General features: G+C 72.5%; 16 protein-coding genes. 5 read left to right on the top strand and 11 right to left on the bottom strand.

The window, feature by feature from the left end; translation table 11 throughout:
* Position 1 precedes the first annotated feature (1 nt).
* From DMB66_RS48190 to DMB66_RS48165, 6 genes are all read right to left on the bottom strand, one after another.
* On the bottom strand, positions 2-1,594 hold the full coding sequence (locus DMB66_RS48190; protein WP_199753063.1) for a class I adenylate-forming enzyme family protein: 1,593 nt from the start codon (positions 1,592-1,594) through the stop codon (positions 2-4).
* A 56-nt stretch (positions 1,595-1,650) separates the two neighbouring features.
* Positions 1,651-3,123 (bottom strand): AMP-binding protein, encoded by a 1,473-nt coding sequence (locus tag DMB66_RS48185; protein ID WP_125810818.1) that lies wholly within the window; start codon positions 3,121-3,123, stop codon positions 1,651-1,653.
* Positions 3,120-5,369: an aminodeoxychorismate synthase component I gene (pabB, locus tag DMB66_RS48180; RefSeq protein ID WP_125810817.1), complete on the bottom strand. Its 2,250-nt coding sequence runs from the start codon at positions 5,367-5,369 to the stop codon at positions 3,120-3,122. Before pabB ends, DMB66_RS48185 begins: the two co-directional genes overlap by 4 nt.
* Entirely contained in the window at positions 5,366-6,133 is a 768-nt protein-coding gene (locus DMB66_RS48175; RefSeq protein WP_125810816.1) for an antibiotic biosynthesis monooxygenase, read from the bottom strand. Before DMB66_RS48175 ends, pabB begins: the two co-directional genes overlap by 4 nt.
* Before the next feature lie 115 nt (positions 6,134-6,248).
* Positions 6,249-7,649: a lyase family protein gene (locus tag DMB66_RS48170; protein ID WP_125810815.1), complete on the bottom strand. Its 1,401-nt coding sequence runs from the start codon at positions 7,647-7,649 to the stop codon at positions 6,249-6,251.
* Between the two features lie 5 nt (positions 7,650-7,654).
* Positions 7,655-9,613, bottom strand: coding sequence for an FAD/NAD(P)-binding domain-containing protein (locus tag DMB66_RS48165; protein WP_125810814.1), 1,959 nt, complete (start codon positions 9,611-9,613; stop codon positions 7,655-7,657).
* 140 nt (positions 9,614-9,753) lie between these two features.
* On the opposite strand from DMB66_RS48165, the gene DMB66_RS48160 reads away from it, so the two are divergent.
* From DMB66_RS48160 to DMB66_RS48150, 3 genes are all read left to right on the top strand, one after another.
* Positions 9,754-9,987 carry a hypothetical protein gene (locus DMB66_RS48160; protein ID WP_125810813.1) on the top strand — a complete coding sequence of 78 codons (234 nt, stop codon included), beginning with the start codon at positions 9,754-9,756 and terminating at the stop codon, positions 9,985-9,987.
* 66 nt (positions 9,988-10,053) lie between these two features.
* Entirely contained in the window at positions 10,054-10,536 is a 483-nt protein-coding gene (locus DMB66_RS48155) for a sigma-70 family RNA polymerase sigma factor (protein ID WP_125810812.1), read from the top strand.
* A 10-nt stretch (positions 10,537-10,546) separates the two neighbouring features.
* Positions 10,547-11,176, top strand: a complete 630-nt coding sequence (locus DMB66_RS48150) for a hypothetical protein (RefSeq protein WP_125810811.1) — start codon at positions 10,547-10,549, stop codon at positions 11,174-11,176.
* Between the two features lie 123 nt (positions 11,177-11,299).
* On the opposite strand, the gene DMB66_RS48145 is transcribed toward DMB66_RS48150, so the two are convergent.
* The 4 genes from DMB66_RS48145 to DMB66_RS48130 form a co-directional block, all read right to left on the bottom strand.
* On the bottom strand, positions 11,300-11,818 hold the full coding sequence (locus tag DMB66_RS48145) for a hypothetical protein (RefSeq protein ID WP_199753062.1): 519 nt from the start codon (positions 11,816-11,818) through the stop codon (positions 11,300-11,302).
* On the bottom strand, positions 11,805-12,242 hold the full coding sequence (locus tag DMB66_RS48140) for a MarR family winged helix-turn-helix transcriptional regulator (protein WP_125810810.1): 438 nt from the start codon (positions 12,240-12,242) through the stop codon (positions 11,805-11,807). Before DMB66_RS48140 ends, DMB66_RS48145 begins: the two co-directional genes overlap by 14 nt.
* 224 nt (positions 12,243-12,466) lie before the next feature.
* Positions 12,467-13,294 carry a hypothetical protein gene (locus DMB66_RS48135; protein WP_125810809.1) on the bottom strand — a complete coding sequence of 276 codons (828 nt, stop codon included), beginning with the start codon at positions 13,292-13,294 and terminating at the stop codon, positions 12,467-12,469.
* Complete coding sequence (locus DMB66_RS48130) at positions 13,291-14,358, bottom strand: NAD(P)/FAD-dependent oxidoreductase (protein ID WP_125810808.1); 1,068 nt, start codon at positions 14,356-14,358, stop codon at positions 13,291-13,293. Before DMB66_RS48130 ends, DMB66_RS48135 begins: the two co-directional genes overlap by 4 nt.
* Positions 14,359-14,421: 63 nt before the next feature.
* Between DMB66_RS48130 and DMB66_RS48125 the strand changes: the two genes are divergently transcribed.
* On the top strand, positions 14,422-14,745 hold the full coding sequence (locus DMB66_RS48125; protein WP_125810807.1) for a helix-turn-helix transcriptional regulator: 324 nt from the start codon (positions 14,422-14,424) through the stop codon (positions 14,743-14,745).
* A 48-nt stretch (positions 14,746-14,793) separates the two neighbouring features.
* Here DMB66_RS48125 and DMB66_RS48120 read toward each other — a convergent pair whose 3' ends face one another.
* Positions 14,794-15,939: an ROK family transcriptional regulator gene (locus DMB66_RS48120; protein WP_158647599.1), complete on the bottom strand. Its 1,146-nt coding sequence runs from the start codon at positions 15,937-15,939 to the stop codon at positions 14,794-14,796.
* Positions 15,940-16,068: 129 nt separating this feature from the next.
* On the opposite strand from DMB66_RS48120, the gene DMB66_RS48115 reads away from it, so the two are divergent.
* On the top strand, positions 16,069-16,995 hold the full coding sequence (locus tag DMB66_RS48115) for a carbohydrate ABC transporter permease (protein WP_125810805.1): 927 nt from the start codon (positions 16,069-16,071) through the stop codon (positions 16,993-16,995).
* The last annotated feature ends 8 nt before the right edge of the window (positions 16,996-17,003 follow it).

The raw sequence follows: 17,003 nt of genomic DNA, 5'->3' as shown, positions 1-17,003 counted from the left end.
TTCAACTCGCGATCCAGTTCCGGCTCAGCGACTGGCTCTCGCGCAGCAGTTCGGCGATCTCCACCCGCTTGATCTTCCAGGTGCCGGTCCGGGGCAGGTCCTCGAAGCGGCACACCACCGGCTCGGCCAGCGCCGGCAGGCCGGCGACGGCGTCCCGCCAGCGCTGCGGGTCCAGCGGCTGGTCGTTCCTGGTGCACACCACCGGGACCGCTCCGCCGTCCAGGCCGGGCACGATGACGATCTCGCGCAGCTCCTCCAGCCGGGACATCAGGATGTCCTCGAGCTCCAGGTTGCTGTCGACGGCGTCGATCTGGTCGATCTCGCGGTCGGTCAGGTAGAGGCCGCCCCACCGGGTGCGGTAGCCGACGTCGCCCATCCGCCACCAGCCGCCGGAGAGCTGCTTGGTGTACTGCTCCTCGCCGCCCAGGTAGGTCAGGATGCGCCCGCGGGTGCGTGCCTCGATGTGCCCGGGCACGCCGGCCCGGACCCGCCGGCCGTTGTCGTCCACGACCCGGACCCGGGTGAAGCCGGGCAGCCCGATCCCGACCAGCCGGCCGTTCGCCTTGGCCGCGCCCTTGCGGGTGAAGAACCTGGCCACCACCGGGCCGGTCTCGCTCTGCCCGTAGAGCTGGGTGAGCACCGCGGCGGGCCGGCGGGAGGCGCCGAGCAGCCGCTGGATCGTGCGCGGGTGGATGGCGTCGAAGGTGCTGCCGTAGAAGCCGACGTTGGCCAGCGGGCCGCCGGGCGCGGCGGCGAGCTCCTCCCACAGGACGAAGGTGTTGGGGTGGGTCTCCACGATGCCCGGCCGGGTCCTGGCCAGCAGGGGGCCGACCAGCGCCGGGTCGTGGTCGACCATCAGCACCAGCGGGCTGCCGTAACCGAGGAAGACGCCCAGCGCGTGGTAGAAGCGCGAGTGCACGTACGACATGCACAGCGCGGCCGTCTCGCCCCGGCTGGGCCAGCCCATCACCTGCTGCGGCAGCAGCCGGTTCCGCAGGGCCTGTGGGCAGTGCACGGCGAGCTTGGGCAGGCCGGTGGTTCCGGAGCTGTGGGTGATCAGCGCCGGCTCCCTCGGGTCGAGCCGCACCGCCGGCTGCCGCGGCGCGCCGGCCAGGGTCTCCAGGGCGATCCCGGCGATCCGCTCGGCTTGCACCTTGGCGCCCGCGCCGACCAGCATCACGTCGCGGGTCAGCGCGGGGAGCTCGGACGGCGCCAGCTCGCCGGTCAGCTTCGCCGGGTCGCTGATCAGCCAGGGCCGGTCCATGCGCTGCAGCAGCTTGGCGACGACGCCGGGCGTCAGCGAGGGCGACAGCAGCGCCGGCACCGCCCCGATCCGGGAGAGCGCGCAGGTCAGCAGCGCGAGGTCGACGTTGTCGGACTTGTAGACGGCCACCCGGTCCGCTCGGCGTACGCCGGCGGCGCTCAGCCGCGCGGCCAGCTCGCCGACCAGCTCGGCCAGCGTCACGTAGGTGTGTTCGAGTCCGGCGCCGGGAGCCACGTCCAGGACCCGGTCCAGGGTGACCCGGACGGCGCCGTGTCGGGCGGCCGCGCGCTCGAACATCTCCCCGATGTAGAACCCGCGCTTGGTCGCCATGTGCTTTCTCCTTCTGGTCATTGGTCGCTACGGACAAGAGTGGGTAGGGCGCCTGATCACCAGGCGCCGGTGCGAACGATGTGCCGGCGGAGCTTGCCGGTCGCGGTGCGGGGCAGGTGCGTCACCGCCCGTACCGTCCTGGGCACCTTGAACGACGCGAGCCGCCCCCGGGCCAGGCCGATGAGCTCGGTCTCGAAGACGGCCGCGTCGCCGACCGGCCCGGCCGGCACGACGAAGGCGCGCAGCTTGGTGGCGCCGAGATGATCCGGCACCGCGGCGACGGCCACCTCGCGCACCAGGGGGTGCTCGGCGAACAGCCGTTCCACCTCCGCCGGGGAGACCGTGATGCCGCCGACCATCTCCATGTCGTCGACCCGGCCGAGGTGGCGGAACGTCCCGTCGGGCCGGCGGCAGGCCAGGTCGCGGGTGGCGAGCCAGCCGTCCACCAGCGTCCGCGCCGTCTCGGCCGGCCGGTTCAGATACCCCCGGAGCAGGGTGGGACCGCGGACCCACAGCTCGCCGGACTCCCCGTCGGGCACCGGGCGGCCCTGCCGGTCCCGCAACTCCACCTCGTAGCCGGGGACCACCCGGCCCACGGTGCCGGGCACGTTGTCGTCGGGCGAGTTCGCGCAGAACGCGTGCCCGGCCTCGGTGGAGCCGATCTGCTCGCAGACCGGGGCGCCGAGCAGGACGGTGGTTCGCTCCCCGAGCGCCGCCGGGAGGGACTCGCCGGCGGAGACCGCCGCGCGGACCGTCGCGAAGGCCGCCGGCTCGGCCCGGTCGACCAGGGCGGCGTACGCCGACGGCACCGCGTAGAGCAGGGTCACCCCGTGCCGGATCACGGCTTCCATGATCATTTCGGGGGTCGGGCGGGCCGCGAGCAGCACCGCCGACGACCCGGAGAACAGCGGGAACACGAAGGCGTTGCCGAAGCCGTACGCGAAGAAGAGCTTGGAGACCGACAGTGTCACGTCCGTCGGCCGCACCCCGAGCACCTCGCCCGCCACCGCGTCGTGATAGATCCGCAGGTCGCCGTGGTGGTGCACGACGCCCTTCGGCTCGCCCGTGGTGCCGGAGGTGTACTGCAGGTACAGCGGCGACCGTTCGTCGCCGGCCCAGGCGCCGGCCTGTTCCGCGCCGGCCGCCCGGGCGAGCAGGCCGTCGATGCCGGTCCAGCGCCGGCCGGCGAAGTGGTCCCGCAGTTCCTCGCCGGTCAGGCACAGCACCGCGGCGCAGTCGTCCGCGATGAACTCGTGGTCGGCCCGGGGCAGGCTGGGATTGACCAGCACCGCGACCGCGCCGAGCCGGGCGACCGCCAGGAACGCGACCACCCACCCGATGCTGTCCGGCAGCGCCAGCAGGACCCGGTCGCCGGGTCGCACCTCATGCTCGCCCAGGACGGTCGCGGCCCGGGCGGCCAGGTCGTGCACCTCGCCGTGGGTCCAGGTCCGGTGCCCGTCGAGGAATGCCGGCGCCGGCGACCAGCCACGCTCGCCGGCCAACCGGGCGAGATCAGCGGCGACGTTCATCGCTGTCCCCGCGCCGCCGTGCCCGGCTCGACCGCCTCGCGGCCGGGCATCCCGTAGGCGCGCATCTGCCCGACGAGCTTGAGCAGCATCTCGTCGTACTCGGCGGCGGGGTCGGAGTCGAGGACGATCGCCCCGCCGGCGCCGAGGTGCATCCGGTCGCCGACGAAGACCGCGGTGCGGATGACGATGTTCAGATCGGCGGTGCCGTTGCAGGACAGGAAGCCGATCGCCCCGGAGTAGACACCGCGCGCCTCGGTCTCCAGCGAGTCGATGATCTCCAGGGTGCGGAGCTTGGGTGCGCCGGTCATCGAGCCACCGGGGAAACAGGCGCGGACCGCGTCCAGGGCGTCGACGCCGGCCCGCAGCTGCCCCCGGACGGTGGACACCAGCTGATGGACGGTGGCGTAGCTCTCCGTGGCCATCAGGGACGGCACGGACACCGTACCGACGTCGCACACCCGCCCGAGGTCGTTGCGGAGCAGGTCGACGATCATCAGGTTCTCGGCGCGGGTCTTGGCGTCGGCGGCGAGCGAGTCCCGCAGCCGGGCGTCCTCGGCCGGGTCCGCGCTGCGCGGCGCCGTACCCTTGATCGGCTTGGTCTCCACCACGCCGTCCCGGGTGATCTTCAGGAAGCGCTCCGGGCTGGCGCTGGCGACGGCCACGCCGTCGAATTCGAGGAAGGCGGCGTATGGTGCCGGGTTGATCGCGCGCAGCGCGCGGTAGTACTCGAACGGATCGTCAGGGGCCGGCAGCCAGGCGCCGTTGGTCAGGCAGATCTCGTAGCTCTCCCCCGCCGTCAGCAGGCTCTGGCACGCGGCCACATCGGCCAGGTACTGGGCGCGGTCCCGCACCAGCCAGGGCTCGACGTCGGTGACGTCGGCGTACGACGTGCCGGGCACCGGCGGCGCGGCGGGCCGGGCCGGGGCCGGCACGGTACGGAGGAACCCGGCGGTCCGCTTCAGCCAGGTGGCCGCCTCGGCGCTCGCGGCGGGGGTGTCCTCGGCCAGGCACAGCACATAGGTGACGTGCTCCTGGTGGTCGACGACGACCAGCCGGTCGGCGAACAGCCAGCTCGCGTCCGGCGTGGCCGCCCGGTGCCGGTTGACCGCACCGCACTCGGCCTTCATCTCGTAGCCGAAGTAGCCCACGTAGCCGCCGGTGAAGTCGAACGGCAGGCTGGGGTCGTCGACCCGGCGCCGGGCCAGTTCGCGCTGGAGATAGTCGAAGGCGTTGCCGGCGATCAGCGACGACAGCTGGCCGTGGCGGTCGATCTGCACCGCAGCCGCCTGCACGTCGTACCGGACGAACTCGGCGAGCGGGCCGGTGCCGTCCCCGAAGTAGGAGAACCGCGCCTCCCCCGGTCCGACCCGGGAGCTGTCGAGCCAGAACGCGTGCCGGGCGGCGGCGAACCGCTGTGCGAAGGCGGCCTCGGCGTCCACCTCCATCGGAATGATCTGCTTGTGCAGCCGGTATCCGCGGTCGGTGAGACCGTTTTCCAGCGCCGCCGCCGGCTGCCGCCTGACGGACGGCCTGACGGTGGGCGGCTTGCCGACCGGCAGCGTGCCACTGGGCTGCTTGGCGGCGGGCTGCTTGGCGGCGGGCTGCTTGGCGGCAGGCGGCGCGGCGGCGGTACGGGACGACCAGCCCAGGCTCAGCAGCCGGCCCGTTCGGCGGTGCTTGCGGGTGAGGTCGCGGAAGTTGGTCAGCAGCCGCTCGCCGTGCTCGGTGAGGATGGACTCGGGGTGGAACTGCACGCCCCACAGCGGCCGGGTGCGGTGCCGGAGCCCCATCAGGACGCCGTCGGCCGCCCACGCGATCGCTTCCAGCGCCGGCGGCAGCGGCTCCCGCACGGCCAGCGAGTGATAGCGGACGGCGGTGAAGTCCTGCGGTATCGACCGGAAGAGGCCGCGCCCGCTGTGCCGGATGTGGTCGAGATAGCCGTGCCGGGCCGCGGGGGCCAGGCCGAGCTCCGCCTGCTCGACCACCCCGATGCCCTGGTGGCCCAGGCACACCCCGAGCACGGGGATGGTCGCCTCGGCCAGGATCCGGGCGGAGATGCCGAAGTCGCGGCCGTTGCGGGGGTCGCCGGGGCCGGGCGAGACGACGACGTTGTCAAACTCGGTCAGGTCGATATCGACAGACTCATCGTTGCGTATCACGACGGGCTCGTCCGCCTGCACCCGCGCTATCAGCTGGAACAGGTTGTAGGTGTACGAGTCGTAGTTGTCCACCAGCAGAGTTCTCATCGATTTCGCCTCGGGTAGGGGTCCGTCGGGTCAAGGGTCATGGTGCGGGTTTCGGGTTGTGTCCTCCGGGTGCTGCGGTTACTGATCGGTTCGGCGGGACGGAAACGCGGGAATGCCTCGGCCGGGGTGCTGGGTTCATCGAGCACCTCGGGTGCCTCCGGCTGCGCCGGGCCACCGGCCGGTGCGCCGGTCCGGCGCCGGCCGCCGGTGGAGTTGAGCCATCCTTTGAAGAGCGGCATCAGCCGCGGCATCATGACGTACGTGACGACGATGGTGACGCCGACACAGAGCACCAGGGTGCGCACCACGACGGACACATCGCTCAACTGCGGAATAAGCGTCACGTTGAAGAATAGGACCGGCGGAAACACCGCGGTCAGGGTCACCACCGCCATTTTCCATTTCGGTGGCGGTATGGGCGGCGACGGTGCCGCCGGGGGCGCTTCCAGCGGCTCCGCCGCGCGCGCGGCGGGCGCCCTGACCGGGCGTTCCCGGGACGGACGCGGCCGGGCGAAGTCCTGGGCGGCCTCGATCCAGCGGGCCCTGGTTGTCGATTCTTCCCATTCCGTGGCCAGTTCCCGGTCGGCCCAGCGGTGGACGATCTGCCACTCGCCTTCGGTCCATTCCGGATCGCGTACGTCCCCGCCGAGATAACCGTCGACCTGCGCGATGACCCCCACCAGGGCGGTGCCCCAACTATAGAAGTCGGCTTCGTGTCCCGGAGCCACCTCATACAGTTCGCTGACCACGATCGGCGCGTCCACAGAATCTGCCCTCCCAGCCGCCAATACGGGCCACGGACCCGGACAGTTCACCTGCGGAAGTGCCATAAATGTTTAATTGACGCAGCGTTCTCCAATGGCCACGCAACGCCGATGTTCAGCGCTTTTCGACACGCCTGTGCGCCAAAGCCCGGTCCACCAGAGTGCCCGCCGCCCCGGGGTATCGCAGGGGATCGACCAGCGAGTCGAGAAGCCCCGCCGGCACCTTGCCGGCGAGTTCCCCGGCCGCGGCGAGTTCGGCCGCGAAACCGCGGCCGCCGGTGGCGGCGGCCGTCGCCGCCCGGGCCGTCACCCGCTTGGCGGCCGCCTTGCCCAGCAGCGGAGTCAGCGCGGCCGCGACCCGCTCGGCGACGATCAGCCCGCCCGTCAGATCGAGGTTGGCGCGCATCCGTCCCGGGTCGACCCGAAGCCCCTCGACGAGTTCGGCCGCGGCCCGCGCGGCGCCCCCGGCCAGGCGCAGGCATTCCCGCAGCGGCTGCCACTCGGCGTGCCATGCCCCGGCGGGCCGCTCGTCGTCGGCCAGCATGACCTGGGACAGCCCGCCCGCGAGCGGGCCGATCTGCTGCGCCGCCGCGATGATCAGCGCCGACAGCACCGGATTGCGCTTCTGCGGCATCGCCGACGAACCGCCGCGGCCCTCCGCTGCGGGCTCGGCCAGCTCGCCGATCTCGGTCCGGGACAGGGCCCGGACGTCAATCGCGATCTTGCCGAGCGCGCCTGTCGCCGTGGCCAGCGCCCAGCCCAGCTCGACCACCGAGGTCCGGTCGGTGTGCCAAGGCAGCACCGGCACCGCCAGGCCCACCTCGGCGGCGAAGGCCTCCAGCAACCGCGGCACGTAGTCGTCCGGATCGACGTCCTCGGCGGCATAGGCGAGATAGCCGGCCAGCGTGCCGGCCGCGCCGCCGAGCTGGACGACCAGGTCCACGTCGGCCACCCGGCGGAGCCCGAGCGCGGCCCGGTTGACGCCCTGCCACCATCCGGCCGCCTTGAGACCGAAGGTCACCGGCACCGCGTGCTGGGCCAGGGTGCGCCCGGCCATCGGCGTGTCGCGGTGCTCGGCGGCCAGGGCTGCGGCGGCGGCCGCGACCCGGGCGAGATCGTCGCCGATCACCCGCACGCACCGGGAGGCGATCAGCATGAACGCGGTGTCGAGCACGTCCTGGCTGGTCGAGCCGCGGTGCACGAAGTCCGCGGCCGCGGGATCGGCCGCGGCGACCCGCGCCACGAGACCCTCGACCATCGCGACCACCGGATTGGCCGACGCGCGGGCCGCCACCGCCAGCTCACGCAGGTCGAAGTCGGCGGCCACGGCCGCTGCGGCGATCGTGTCCACCGCGCTGCCCGGCACCGTGCCGAGTCGGGCCTGGGCGCGGGTGAGTGCGACCTCGACATCCAGCATCGCCTGCAGGAACGCCCGGTCGGTGGTCAGCGCCTCCACCCGGGTGCCGACCCAGGCCGGGGCGAGCAGACCGGAGTCCAGTTCGTCGAACGCCGCCATCGCGGTCAGACCGCCTGATCCACGAGCCGGGACGCGTTCGCCGGGGACCGGACGCCAGAGTCGGTATCCTGCCGGTCGCCGGAGTCGATCCCGAGCACCCGGCGGGCGATGGCGTCCGCGTCGGACAGGCTCACCGAGCCCGACCCCGGCCGGATTCCGGCGGCGGTCACCCAGTGCACGGACTCGGTCGGCACGCCGAAGGCGAACCGGCGCGGATGCGGCGCATCCGCCGCGTCGAGCACCTGGTACGGGCGCGTCGTCACCGCCAGGCCTCCCGTCTCGTAGCAGCCGTCCCGGCCGTCGGCGACCCGGTGGGTGCGCGCCTGCCCCGTCCGCAGCAGGTCCCTGAGCAGCGGGTCGGTCGTGCGGCGCAGATCCACCTCGCCGAGCCGGGCCTCGATCAGGGTGGTCACCCGGAGCCGGTCACCCGTGGCGAACGCCGAGGTCACCACGAAGCACCGCCCGGCCGGGTCGGTCGTCAGCCGCACCCGCGAGCCCACGAATTCCAGCAGGCCGGCCTCGGCCAGCGCGATCGCCTCCTCGACCCGGCGGGCGGGTGGCCCGATCGACAGGTACGCGTTCAGCGGCGTGTACCAGCCGTCCAGGTCGTCCCGGTGGGACCGGCCGGTGAGCCCACCGTGGTCGACCGCCAGCCGGATCTCGTTTCGCAGATCGCGCAGCACGTCCAGGGCCGCCTTCAGCGGGCTGCCGACGTTGCCCCGGCGGGCCTCGGCGAGATCGGCGCGCAGGTCGTCCAGCACCCAGTCCCGGAACGCGGCCTGGTCGGCGAAGTCGCGCCCGGCCAGCGGGTTCGTGACGCGCTGCCAGTCCCAGCGCGCCGCCGCCGGCACGTCGAACTTCTGCAGGAGGTCCTCCTCGGCCGCCCCGCCCCACGGCAGCGGCAGGTACATCTCCCGGAACAGCTCCACCGCGCACGACCCCAGCCGGCCGGCCAGCAGCGTGGCGTAGTAGACGGTCTCGGTCTCCTTGGCGATCAGCGGCCACACCGCACGCCGGAAGTCGACACCACCGGCCGCGCGGAGCCGGCGGGCGACCTCGGCGGTCAGCACCCGGGGCTGGTGCCGGCCGAACGCACCCTTCTGGTTCGCGCCACGGGCCCGGTGGGGCACGCCCCGGCGGGATCCGGCGTACATCATCGGCTCCAGGCCGCTCGGCCGGTAGCGCAGCAGGCCGCCGGCCCGCTCGAATACGCCGCCGCGCCCCACCGTCAGCAACGCCACGTAGTCGTAGAAGGACAGGCCGAGCCCGCGCAGGAAGACCCGCTCGCCGGGACGGACAGCCGTGAGGTCCACCTCCCCCGGGTTGGCCGGCCGGATGTACCGCAGGCCGTTGCGGCGGGCGAACCCCCGCAGCACACGCTCCGGTGCGGTGGGGGCGGCCGGCAGGTGACCCTGAGTCAGCACGACCGCGTGGGCACCGTCGATCGAGGTGCCGTCATCGAGCCAGACGCGCTGCGTACGGTCGGCTCCGCGGTCCTCGAGCCGGACGGCCCGGGCCCGGTGGCACCGCACGGACACCCCGGCGGGTGCCCGGTCGAGAAGCTGCTGGAAGACCCAGCCGAGGTAGACGCCGTAGAGCGCCCGGCTGGGGTAGGAGTCCGGCCCCAGGCGCAGCGCCTCGTGCCGCGCCCAGCCCGGCTCCACCGTCACGAGCCCGGGACCCACCAGCCGGTGGGCCCAGTCCCACAGGCTCGGCCCGGTGACCACCGGCCCGGCCATCTCCACTGTGTCATCGGTGAACATCGACACCTGCGAGGCCACGGTGTTCATCAGCAACTGCCGGGTCTGCGCGGTCCGCCACACCCGTCCCGGCCCCGGTGGGTACGGGTCGACCAGGTGAATCTCCACGGCGGCCGGCCCGGCGTTGGCGCAGACCCGCTCCATGACCGACAGCCCCCGCGGGCCGGCGCCCACGATGCAGACCCGAACAGGACCAGCCGTCATGAGCATCCTCCCGTTCACCGCACACCCCGTCCGGTGCCGATCCATACGGAAAACCGGCGCTCACGGTTCAAAGGCCCCACCGCTGAGAGGGGTAACGACAGGGCACCCCTGAGCCCGCGCGGGCTGTCTACCCTTGAGGCATGCGGATCAGGACAGCTCTCAGCGCCGCGCTCGTCTCCCTCGCCGCCGTGATCGCCCTCTTCGTGGCCGGGCCGGGCGCGGAGGTGAACGACGCCGCCGCGGACCCGCTGGTGCTCATCGCGGTGGAGCCGGAGGTCGCCGCGCCCGCGTCCGCGACGGACCGGTTCGCCCTGCACGCCCGGGTCACGCCGTGGGATTGCCCGCTCGGTCAGGCGTCCACCGGCGATCAGTGACGGGGATCGGGCGAGATTGTTCCGGTCGCCGGTAAATGAAACGGGGCGCCGGAGCGTAAGGGAAGTGTGGAACGAGAACAGCAGGACTTCACGGACTTCTACCAGCGGTGCCGGGGCGACTGCCTGCGCACCGTCCTGGCGGGCGTCGCTGATCGGGCGCTGGCCGAAGATCTGGTAGCCGAGGCGTTCGCGCGTGCCTGGGCCTCCTGGCCCAAGGTGAGCCGGCATCCGGCGCCGGCGGCCTGGGTGGTGCGGACCGCGCTGAACACCCGGGTGTCCTGGTGGCGCCGGCGCCGGCGCGAGGTGGCCCTGGCCGGTCACGACCGGGTGCAGCCGGCCGATGAGGGGTCCGGGGTGGACGCCGCCCTGCTGACGGCCCTGCGCCGGCTGCCGCCGCGGCAGCGCGAGGTGATCATGCTGCGGGTCTGGCTCGACCTCGACACCGAAACGGTAGCCGCCTCGCTCGGCATCTCCGCGCGGACCGTAGCGGTCCATCTGTCTCGTGCCACGGCAACCCTGCGGGCACAGTTCGTGTCCGTCGCCAGTTAGGAGATCGGATATGAACGACGATGAGGTGTTGGACGCGATGAGGCAGACCGTTTCCCCGGTGCGGCTCGATCGGCCGGTCGAGGACATCCTGCGGCGCGGCCGGGCCCGGCGGCGCAACCGGACCGCGTTCGGTGTGGCCGGCGCCGGCCTGGCCGCCGTCGCCGCGGCCGCCGGGGTCGCGTTCGCGCTGCCGTCGGCCGGCGGGCAGCCCACCGAGGCTCCGACCGCGGCGGCGGCCGGGCCGGTGGAGACGACCGCGCCGGTGGCGATGGTGCCGGTGGGCTGGACGCTGAGCAAGGCACCGGACAGCAAGGTGAAGCTGACGCTGAGCTCCAAGCAGATCCAGGATCCCGAGGCCCTGCAGCGGGCCCTGGCCGGCGCCGGCATCGCGGCGGCTGTCAAGACCCACGTGCGGTGCGTGCCGAGGAACGCCGAGTTGCCCCAGGCCGACGAGGTGTACCGGGCCGAGGTGAAGGCGCCCGACTACCAGTTCGAATTCATCATCACGCCCGCGAAGATGCCCGCGGGCAGCCGCCTCTACTTCAGCCTCTTCCACCCGCTCGATCGCGAGAAGCTCGGCAAGGTCGATGTGGCGCTCGTGTCCAAGGACGACCCGATGATCTGCAAGCGGATGGGGTAACCCGGCCGGGGAGCGGCCGGTGGGCGGGATTGCCCACCGGCCGGGCCGCATGAGGCTGGTGGTCGTCCGGTGCCCGGCGGCGAGAACCGGAAGTGGCGCCGCCCGGCACGGATGGGCGGGTGGCTAGCCAGTGGCATGCTGGCCGTGGTCGCTGACTTGAGCGTCGAACCAGTGGTGCAGCGCCTGGCGAAGCTCGGCGTCGCTGGTGGTGTAGGTGACGCGTCCGCCGTCCGGGATTGTTCGGTAGTCGATGGTGATTCGTCCGCCATGTGCGCGTAGCGCTGCGAGGCCGGGCATTTCGTTGCCGTGGATGCGGGCCGGGTCGGTGAAGTCACCGCGCCGGAAGCGGTCGACCTCTGCGGTCAGGTGTTGCCCGATGAGGTTGATCTGGGTGGCGTCCTGCGGATCGTCGGCGATCACGGTCTGCACGCCGCCGGTGTCGGTCTTGGTGAACTGGTGGGTGGTGCGTTCCAGGTTGAACGGCATGACGGACGCGCCGCGCTCGGCGATTTCGGCCTGACGGCTGGAGGTCGCCGGTGCCGGCGTTGACGCGTCGGCGCAGCCGCTGCTCAGGGCAACGGCAGTGGCGACGGCAGCCAGGAGCAGGACTCGACGGGCCCGGGGGTGGTCAGGACGGTTCAACAGCGGCCTCCGCGAGGGTCTGAAGCGCGCGCACCACAGTGGCGCGTTGGTCATCGGCTACCCGATCGAGGAGGGCGGTGAGCCGCTCGCGGCGGGCGTCGGCCTGCCGGGCGGCGGCGGTGGCTCCCGCGTCGGTGATCACCAGAAGGACGCCGCGGCCGTCGCCTTCGGCGGTTTCCCGGTGCACCCAGCCCCGGCCGGCCAGGTTGGTGACCAGGCGGCTGACGGTGCTCTTCTCCAGCCACAACCGGCGAGCCAGCTCCACCTGACGGATCCGGCCCTCGCGGGCGATCTCCGCCATGGCGTATGCCTCGGAGACCGGCAGTGGCTGCCCGCATGGCGTGCGGTCGGGCTGATGGAGGCCGAAATTACGGACGAACCGCATCAGGGCCTCCTGCGCGGCGTCGGCCTCACCACTCTGCATGGTTCGACCATACAACCAGATGGTTCGACTGTGCAACCAGCTGGCAGCTCCGCCCAACCGCTGAGGCGCCGCGGGCCGGACCGCGCAGCCGGCCAAGGCCCCCCGAGCGTGTCGACACCACGACGCTGGTCGCCGCCTGCCGCCTCGTCGTTGCCGCAAGACAGCGACCAGGGCAGCGACAGCGTCGGCACCCTCGCCCGCGCGGGAATGCCGACGCCGGCCGATCAGGCGGTCACGGTGCGTCCGAGCCGGACCGCGACCGGCACCGACAGGACGTACATCACCAAGCCGTAGGCCAGCAGCGCCACCACCACCCCGACACCGGCCGGGGTGGCGAAGAACAACGCGAGCGACAGGTTCCGCACGGCACTGGTCATCGCGACCGCCCGCCGTATCGCCGGCCGGCCCAGCCAGCCGATCATGGTCACCGCCAGGCACACCCCGACCAGCAGCACGGCCACGGCGATCGGCGGCCATCCCAACGCCGGCAACTGGCCGCCCGCGGTGACCACGAAGTACCCGACCAGGCCGGCCAGCAGCACATCGGCGACCCGCCGCGCCACCCGATGCACCCGAGCGGCACGGTCCGGGTCCCGCCGGCGCAGCCACATCCCCAGTGCGAGGGGCGCGAGCTGACCGGCGAGGCCACCGACCACCAGGCCGGCACCGGCCCACCCCGAGGCCACTACGTCGTGCCCCGACACCTCCGCCCACAACGGCGCACTCAGCAGGCCCAGCGGCGCGAGGACTCCCTGCAGGGCCGCGGCCAGCGCGAGATCACCACGGGCGTGCAAGGTCAGCAACGCCCCCGTCCCGCCACCCGGGGCCGCCGCCGCGAGCACGATCCCCAACGTGGCCGACGGCGCCAGCCCGGCCACCGCGCAGGCCACCACCGCAAGCCCTGGCACCAGCAGCACGTTGACCGCGACCGCGACCGCGAGGACCACCCTCCGGGCGGCGAGAGCGCGGAAGTCGGCGACGGTCACCGCGGTCCCGGCCGCCGTCATCGAGGCGATCAGCAGCACCCCCACGACCAGCACACTCACACTCACCGGGCGGCAGCCGCATGCGCCGCGCGGTCGCGGGCGAGCACGCTCAGCACGTGGGCGGCGTCGCGGCCGACACCGCGCAGGGTGGCCGAGGCGAAGCTGCGCTGCCGTTCCAACCCGACATATCCCAGGCCCGGCACCGTGGCCGACACTCCTGCCCGGTGCAGTGGGGCACCGGTGGCGTCCAGTCCGCCGGCTCCGGCCAGGTAGCCGACATCCGGCCGGTAGCCGGTGGCCAACAGCAGCACGTCCACCCGTTCGCGGGTGCCGTCGGCCCACACCACCACCTCGCCGTCCAGGCGGGCGAACGACGGCCGCCGATCCGGTCGGCCCGCGCGTACCGCCGCCCGGTACCGGCCGTCGTCAATCACCGGCACCGTCCCACCGGCCAGCCGAGGCCCCCACCAGGCGGTGTCCACGCCGGCGCGGGCCAACCACCAGTGAAAGTCGCGGCCCAGATATCGCTGCGGCTGCCACCGCACCGGCCGCCGGGCACTCACCGTCACCCGGGCGACCTCGGCCAACTCCACCGCGATCTGCACCGCCGAGTTCCCGCCACCCACGACAACCACCCGGGCACCGGCGAACCCCATCGGTTCGCGGTAGTCCGCCGCGTGCAGCACGGTGCCGGTGAACCCGTCCAGGCCCGGCAGCGGCGGCCGATACGGTGCGCCGAACCCGCCGCTGGCCGCGACCACGACCCGGGCCTCGACCACCGTCCCAAGGGTCGTCGACACCGTGAACCCGCCCGTCGACCGGGTCACCCGCGCCACCCGTTGGCCGAACCGCACCTCGGCGTCCAGCCGTGCCGTGTAGGCGGTGAGGTAGTCCACCACCTCGTCGCGCAGCGGATATCGGTCGGGGGCGACCGGAAACGGCAGGCCCGGCAGCGACGAGAACCTCGCCGGGGAGAACAGGGTCAAGCTGTCGTAGTAGTGCGGCCACGACCCTCCCGGGCCTGCCGAGGCGTCCAGCACGACCGGGACCAGACCCCGGGAGCGGGCGACGTGGGCGGTGGCGAGGCCCGCCTGCCCGCCGCCGATCACGGCGACATCAGCGATACTCATTCGCACAAGGTATCGTCATTTCGGGAAAAGACGAAGTGATGTCGTGGAGGAGACTGGAAGCCGATGAGCGCACCCACCGTCGACGGGCCGACCCAGGACTTCCTCAAAGCCCTGGCCAGCGAGACCCGCCAACAGATCATGCTGCTGTTCGCCGGCGGCACCCAACTGACCGTGGGTGAGGTCGCCGACGCCTGCGGCCTCGGCCAATCCACCACCTCCGAACAGCTGTCCCTCCTCAAACGCGGAGGGCTGGTCCGGTCGGCCCGCGACGGCAAACTGGTGCGCTACCGCGCCGACCCGACCACCATCGCCGCCCGGCTCGCCGACCTGCGGAGCTACCTGGCCTGCTGCTGCCCGCCCGAGAGCGACACCGACCCGGCACCGTGAAGCATCCGGGGCGCGATGCCCGCGGTCCCCGGCGGCGGGTTCCCCTGGTCAGGTGGCGCCGAGCGCGTTCTGGATGCCGACCACGGCGGCGCCGCGGGCCCAGTCGTTGAAGGTCAGCGGGGTGGTGATGATGTCCAGGGCGCAGCGCTGGGTCTCGTCGCGTCCCGGTCGCAGCCGGTCGGCGATGACGTCGTTCATCGCCGGAGTGCCGGCGAGGGTGGCGACGTCCTCGCCGGCGAGGACGACGCAGGAGGTCTGGAGTGCCCCGGCGAACGTGGCGACGAGGTGCCCGAGCGCCCGGGCGGCGCCGTCCAGCCAGTGTGCGGCGGTCGGGTCCCCGGCGGCGCGGGCCCGGATCAGCTCGCCGAAGGTGACGGCCCGGCCCGCGGCGACCGAGGCGTGGTGCTCGATGTCGTCGCGGTTGAGGTAGGCCGCCGCGCAGCCGGTGTGGCCGATTCTGCACTGTGGCCCGCGGGTGTCCACGGGGGTGTGTGCCAGCAGGTGGCCGTTGTCGATGAGTTCCTCGACGGCGACGCCCTCCCGGACGACGCCGAAGCCGAGGCCCGCGCCGACGGTGATCAGGCCGAAGGTCGAGTGGGTGCGGCCGGCGCCGAACCACAGCTGTTCGCGGGCCAGCGCGGTCACGTCGTTGGTGATGGTGACGGGCAGGCCCGTCCGTTCGCCGAGCGGGGTGGCGAGGTCGATGTCGCGCCAGCCGAGGAAGGTCCCCTCGCGCACCATCGATCGGTTTCTGATGATGCCGCCGAGGGCCACCCCGATGCCGTCGACGGTGGGCACCCGGCGGCCGAGCCTGGTGGTCAGCTGGGCGATCACCTTCGCCGTGCCCTCGACCGGAACGGCGCCGTCCGCCGCCGGCGCCGGCAGGGCCGCCCGGGCCGTGGACCTGACCGTGCCGAACATGTCGCAGACCACGCCGTACGCGGTGTCGGCGGTGAGCTTGCAGCCGACGACGTGGCGGGCACCGGGCACCGCGGTCAGCACCTGGCGGGGCCGGCCGACGACCGACTCCGGCACCAGGGCCTCGGAGGCCATGCCCCCCTCGATCAGGGCGCGGGCGGCGCGCGATGTCGACGCGTACGACAGATTGAGCCTGTCCCCGAGGTCTCCCCGGGTCGACGGCCCGTGGATGAGCAGATGCCGGGCCACGGCCAGCTCTCCCGGAGACAAGGCCACCGAGCGTCCAGATCTGCCGGGGTGCACCATCCCACCAGCTTACGAGTGACCCTTGTCACTTCGGCCACCAGGGAATATTTTCAATCTGGTTGTAAATACCTCCGGAGCAGGTACGGCGAAGGAGAAGCGATGGTGACCACCACGACCACCGAGCCGGGGCGAACCGGCCGAGCCGCCAGACCACAACGCAAGCGCGACGACACCCGCCTGGCCCTGCTGTTCATCCTGCCCGCGCTGATCGGCTTTCTCGTCTTCATGGTGTGGCCGACCCTGCGCGGGATCTACCTCAGCTTCACCAGGTTCAACCTGCTGACGCCGCCCGAGTTCAACGGCCTCGACAACTACATCCGGATGGCCCAGGACCCGGTGTTCTGGAACTCGATGCGGGTGACCGTCTACTACGTCGTCGTCAACATCGCGCTGCAGACGATCGTCGCGCTGGTCATCGCGGTGATGATGCAGCGGCTCACCCGGCGGACCTGGCTGCGCGGCATCGTGCTGGCGCCGTACCTGGTGTCGAATGTGGTGGCCGCGATGGTCTTCCTCTGGATCCTCGACTACCAGCTCGGCATCGGGAACACCCTCATCGCGGCGATCGGGCTGGACCGGATCCCGTTCCTGTCCTCCGACACGTGGGTCATCCCGACCATCGCGCTCATCAACGTCTGGCGGCACGTCGGCTACACCGCGCTGCTGATCTTCGCGGGGCTGCAGACCATCCCCGAGACGATGTACGAGGCCGGCCGGATGGACGGCGCCAGCGAGCCGCGGATGTTCCGCAGCATCACCGTGCCGCTGCTACGCCCGGTCCTGGCGCTGGTCCTGATCATCACGGTGGTCGGCTCGTTCCAGGTGTTCGACACCGTGGCCATCACCACCCGCGGCGGCCCGGTCGACTCGTCCCGGGTGCTGCAGTACTACATCTACGACGTGGCGTTCGGTCGCTTCCAGTTCGGTTATGCCTCCGCGATGTCGGTGGCGCTGCTGATCGTGCTCGTGGTCATCACCTTCGTCCAGTACCGGGTCACCCGGGCCGACACGTCCGACCTGAACTGAGGAGGGGC

The sequence above is a fragment of the Actinoplanes sp. ATCC 53533 genome, assembly GCF_003947245.1.
This window is presented reverse-complemented; position numbering and strand designations above follow the sequence as displayed.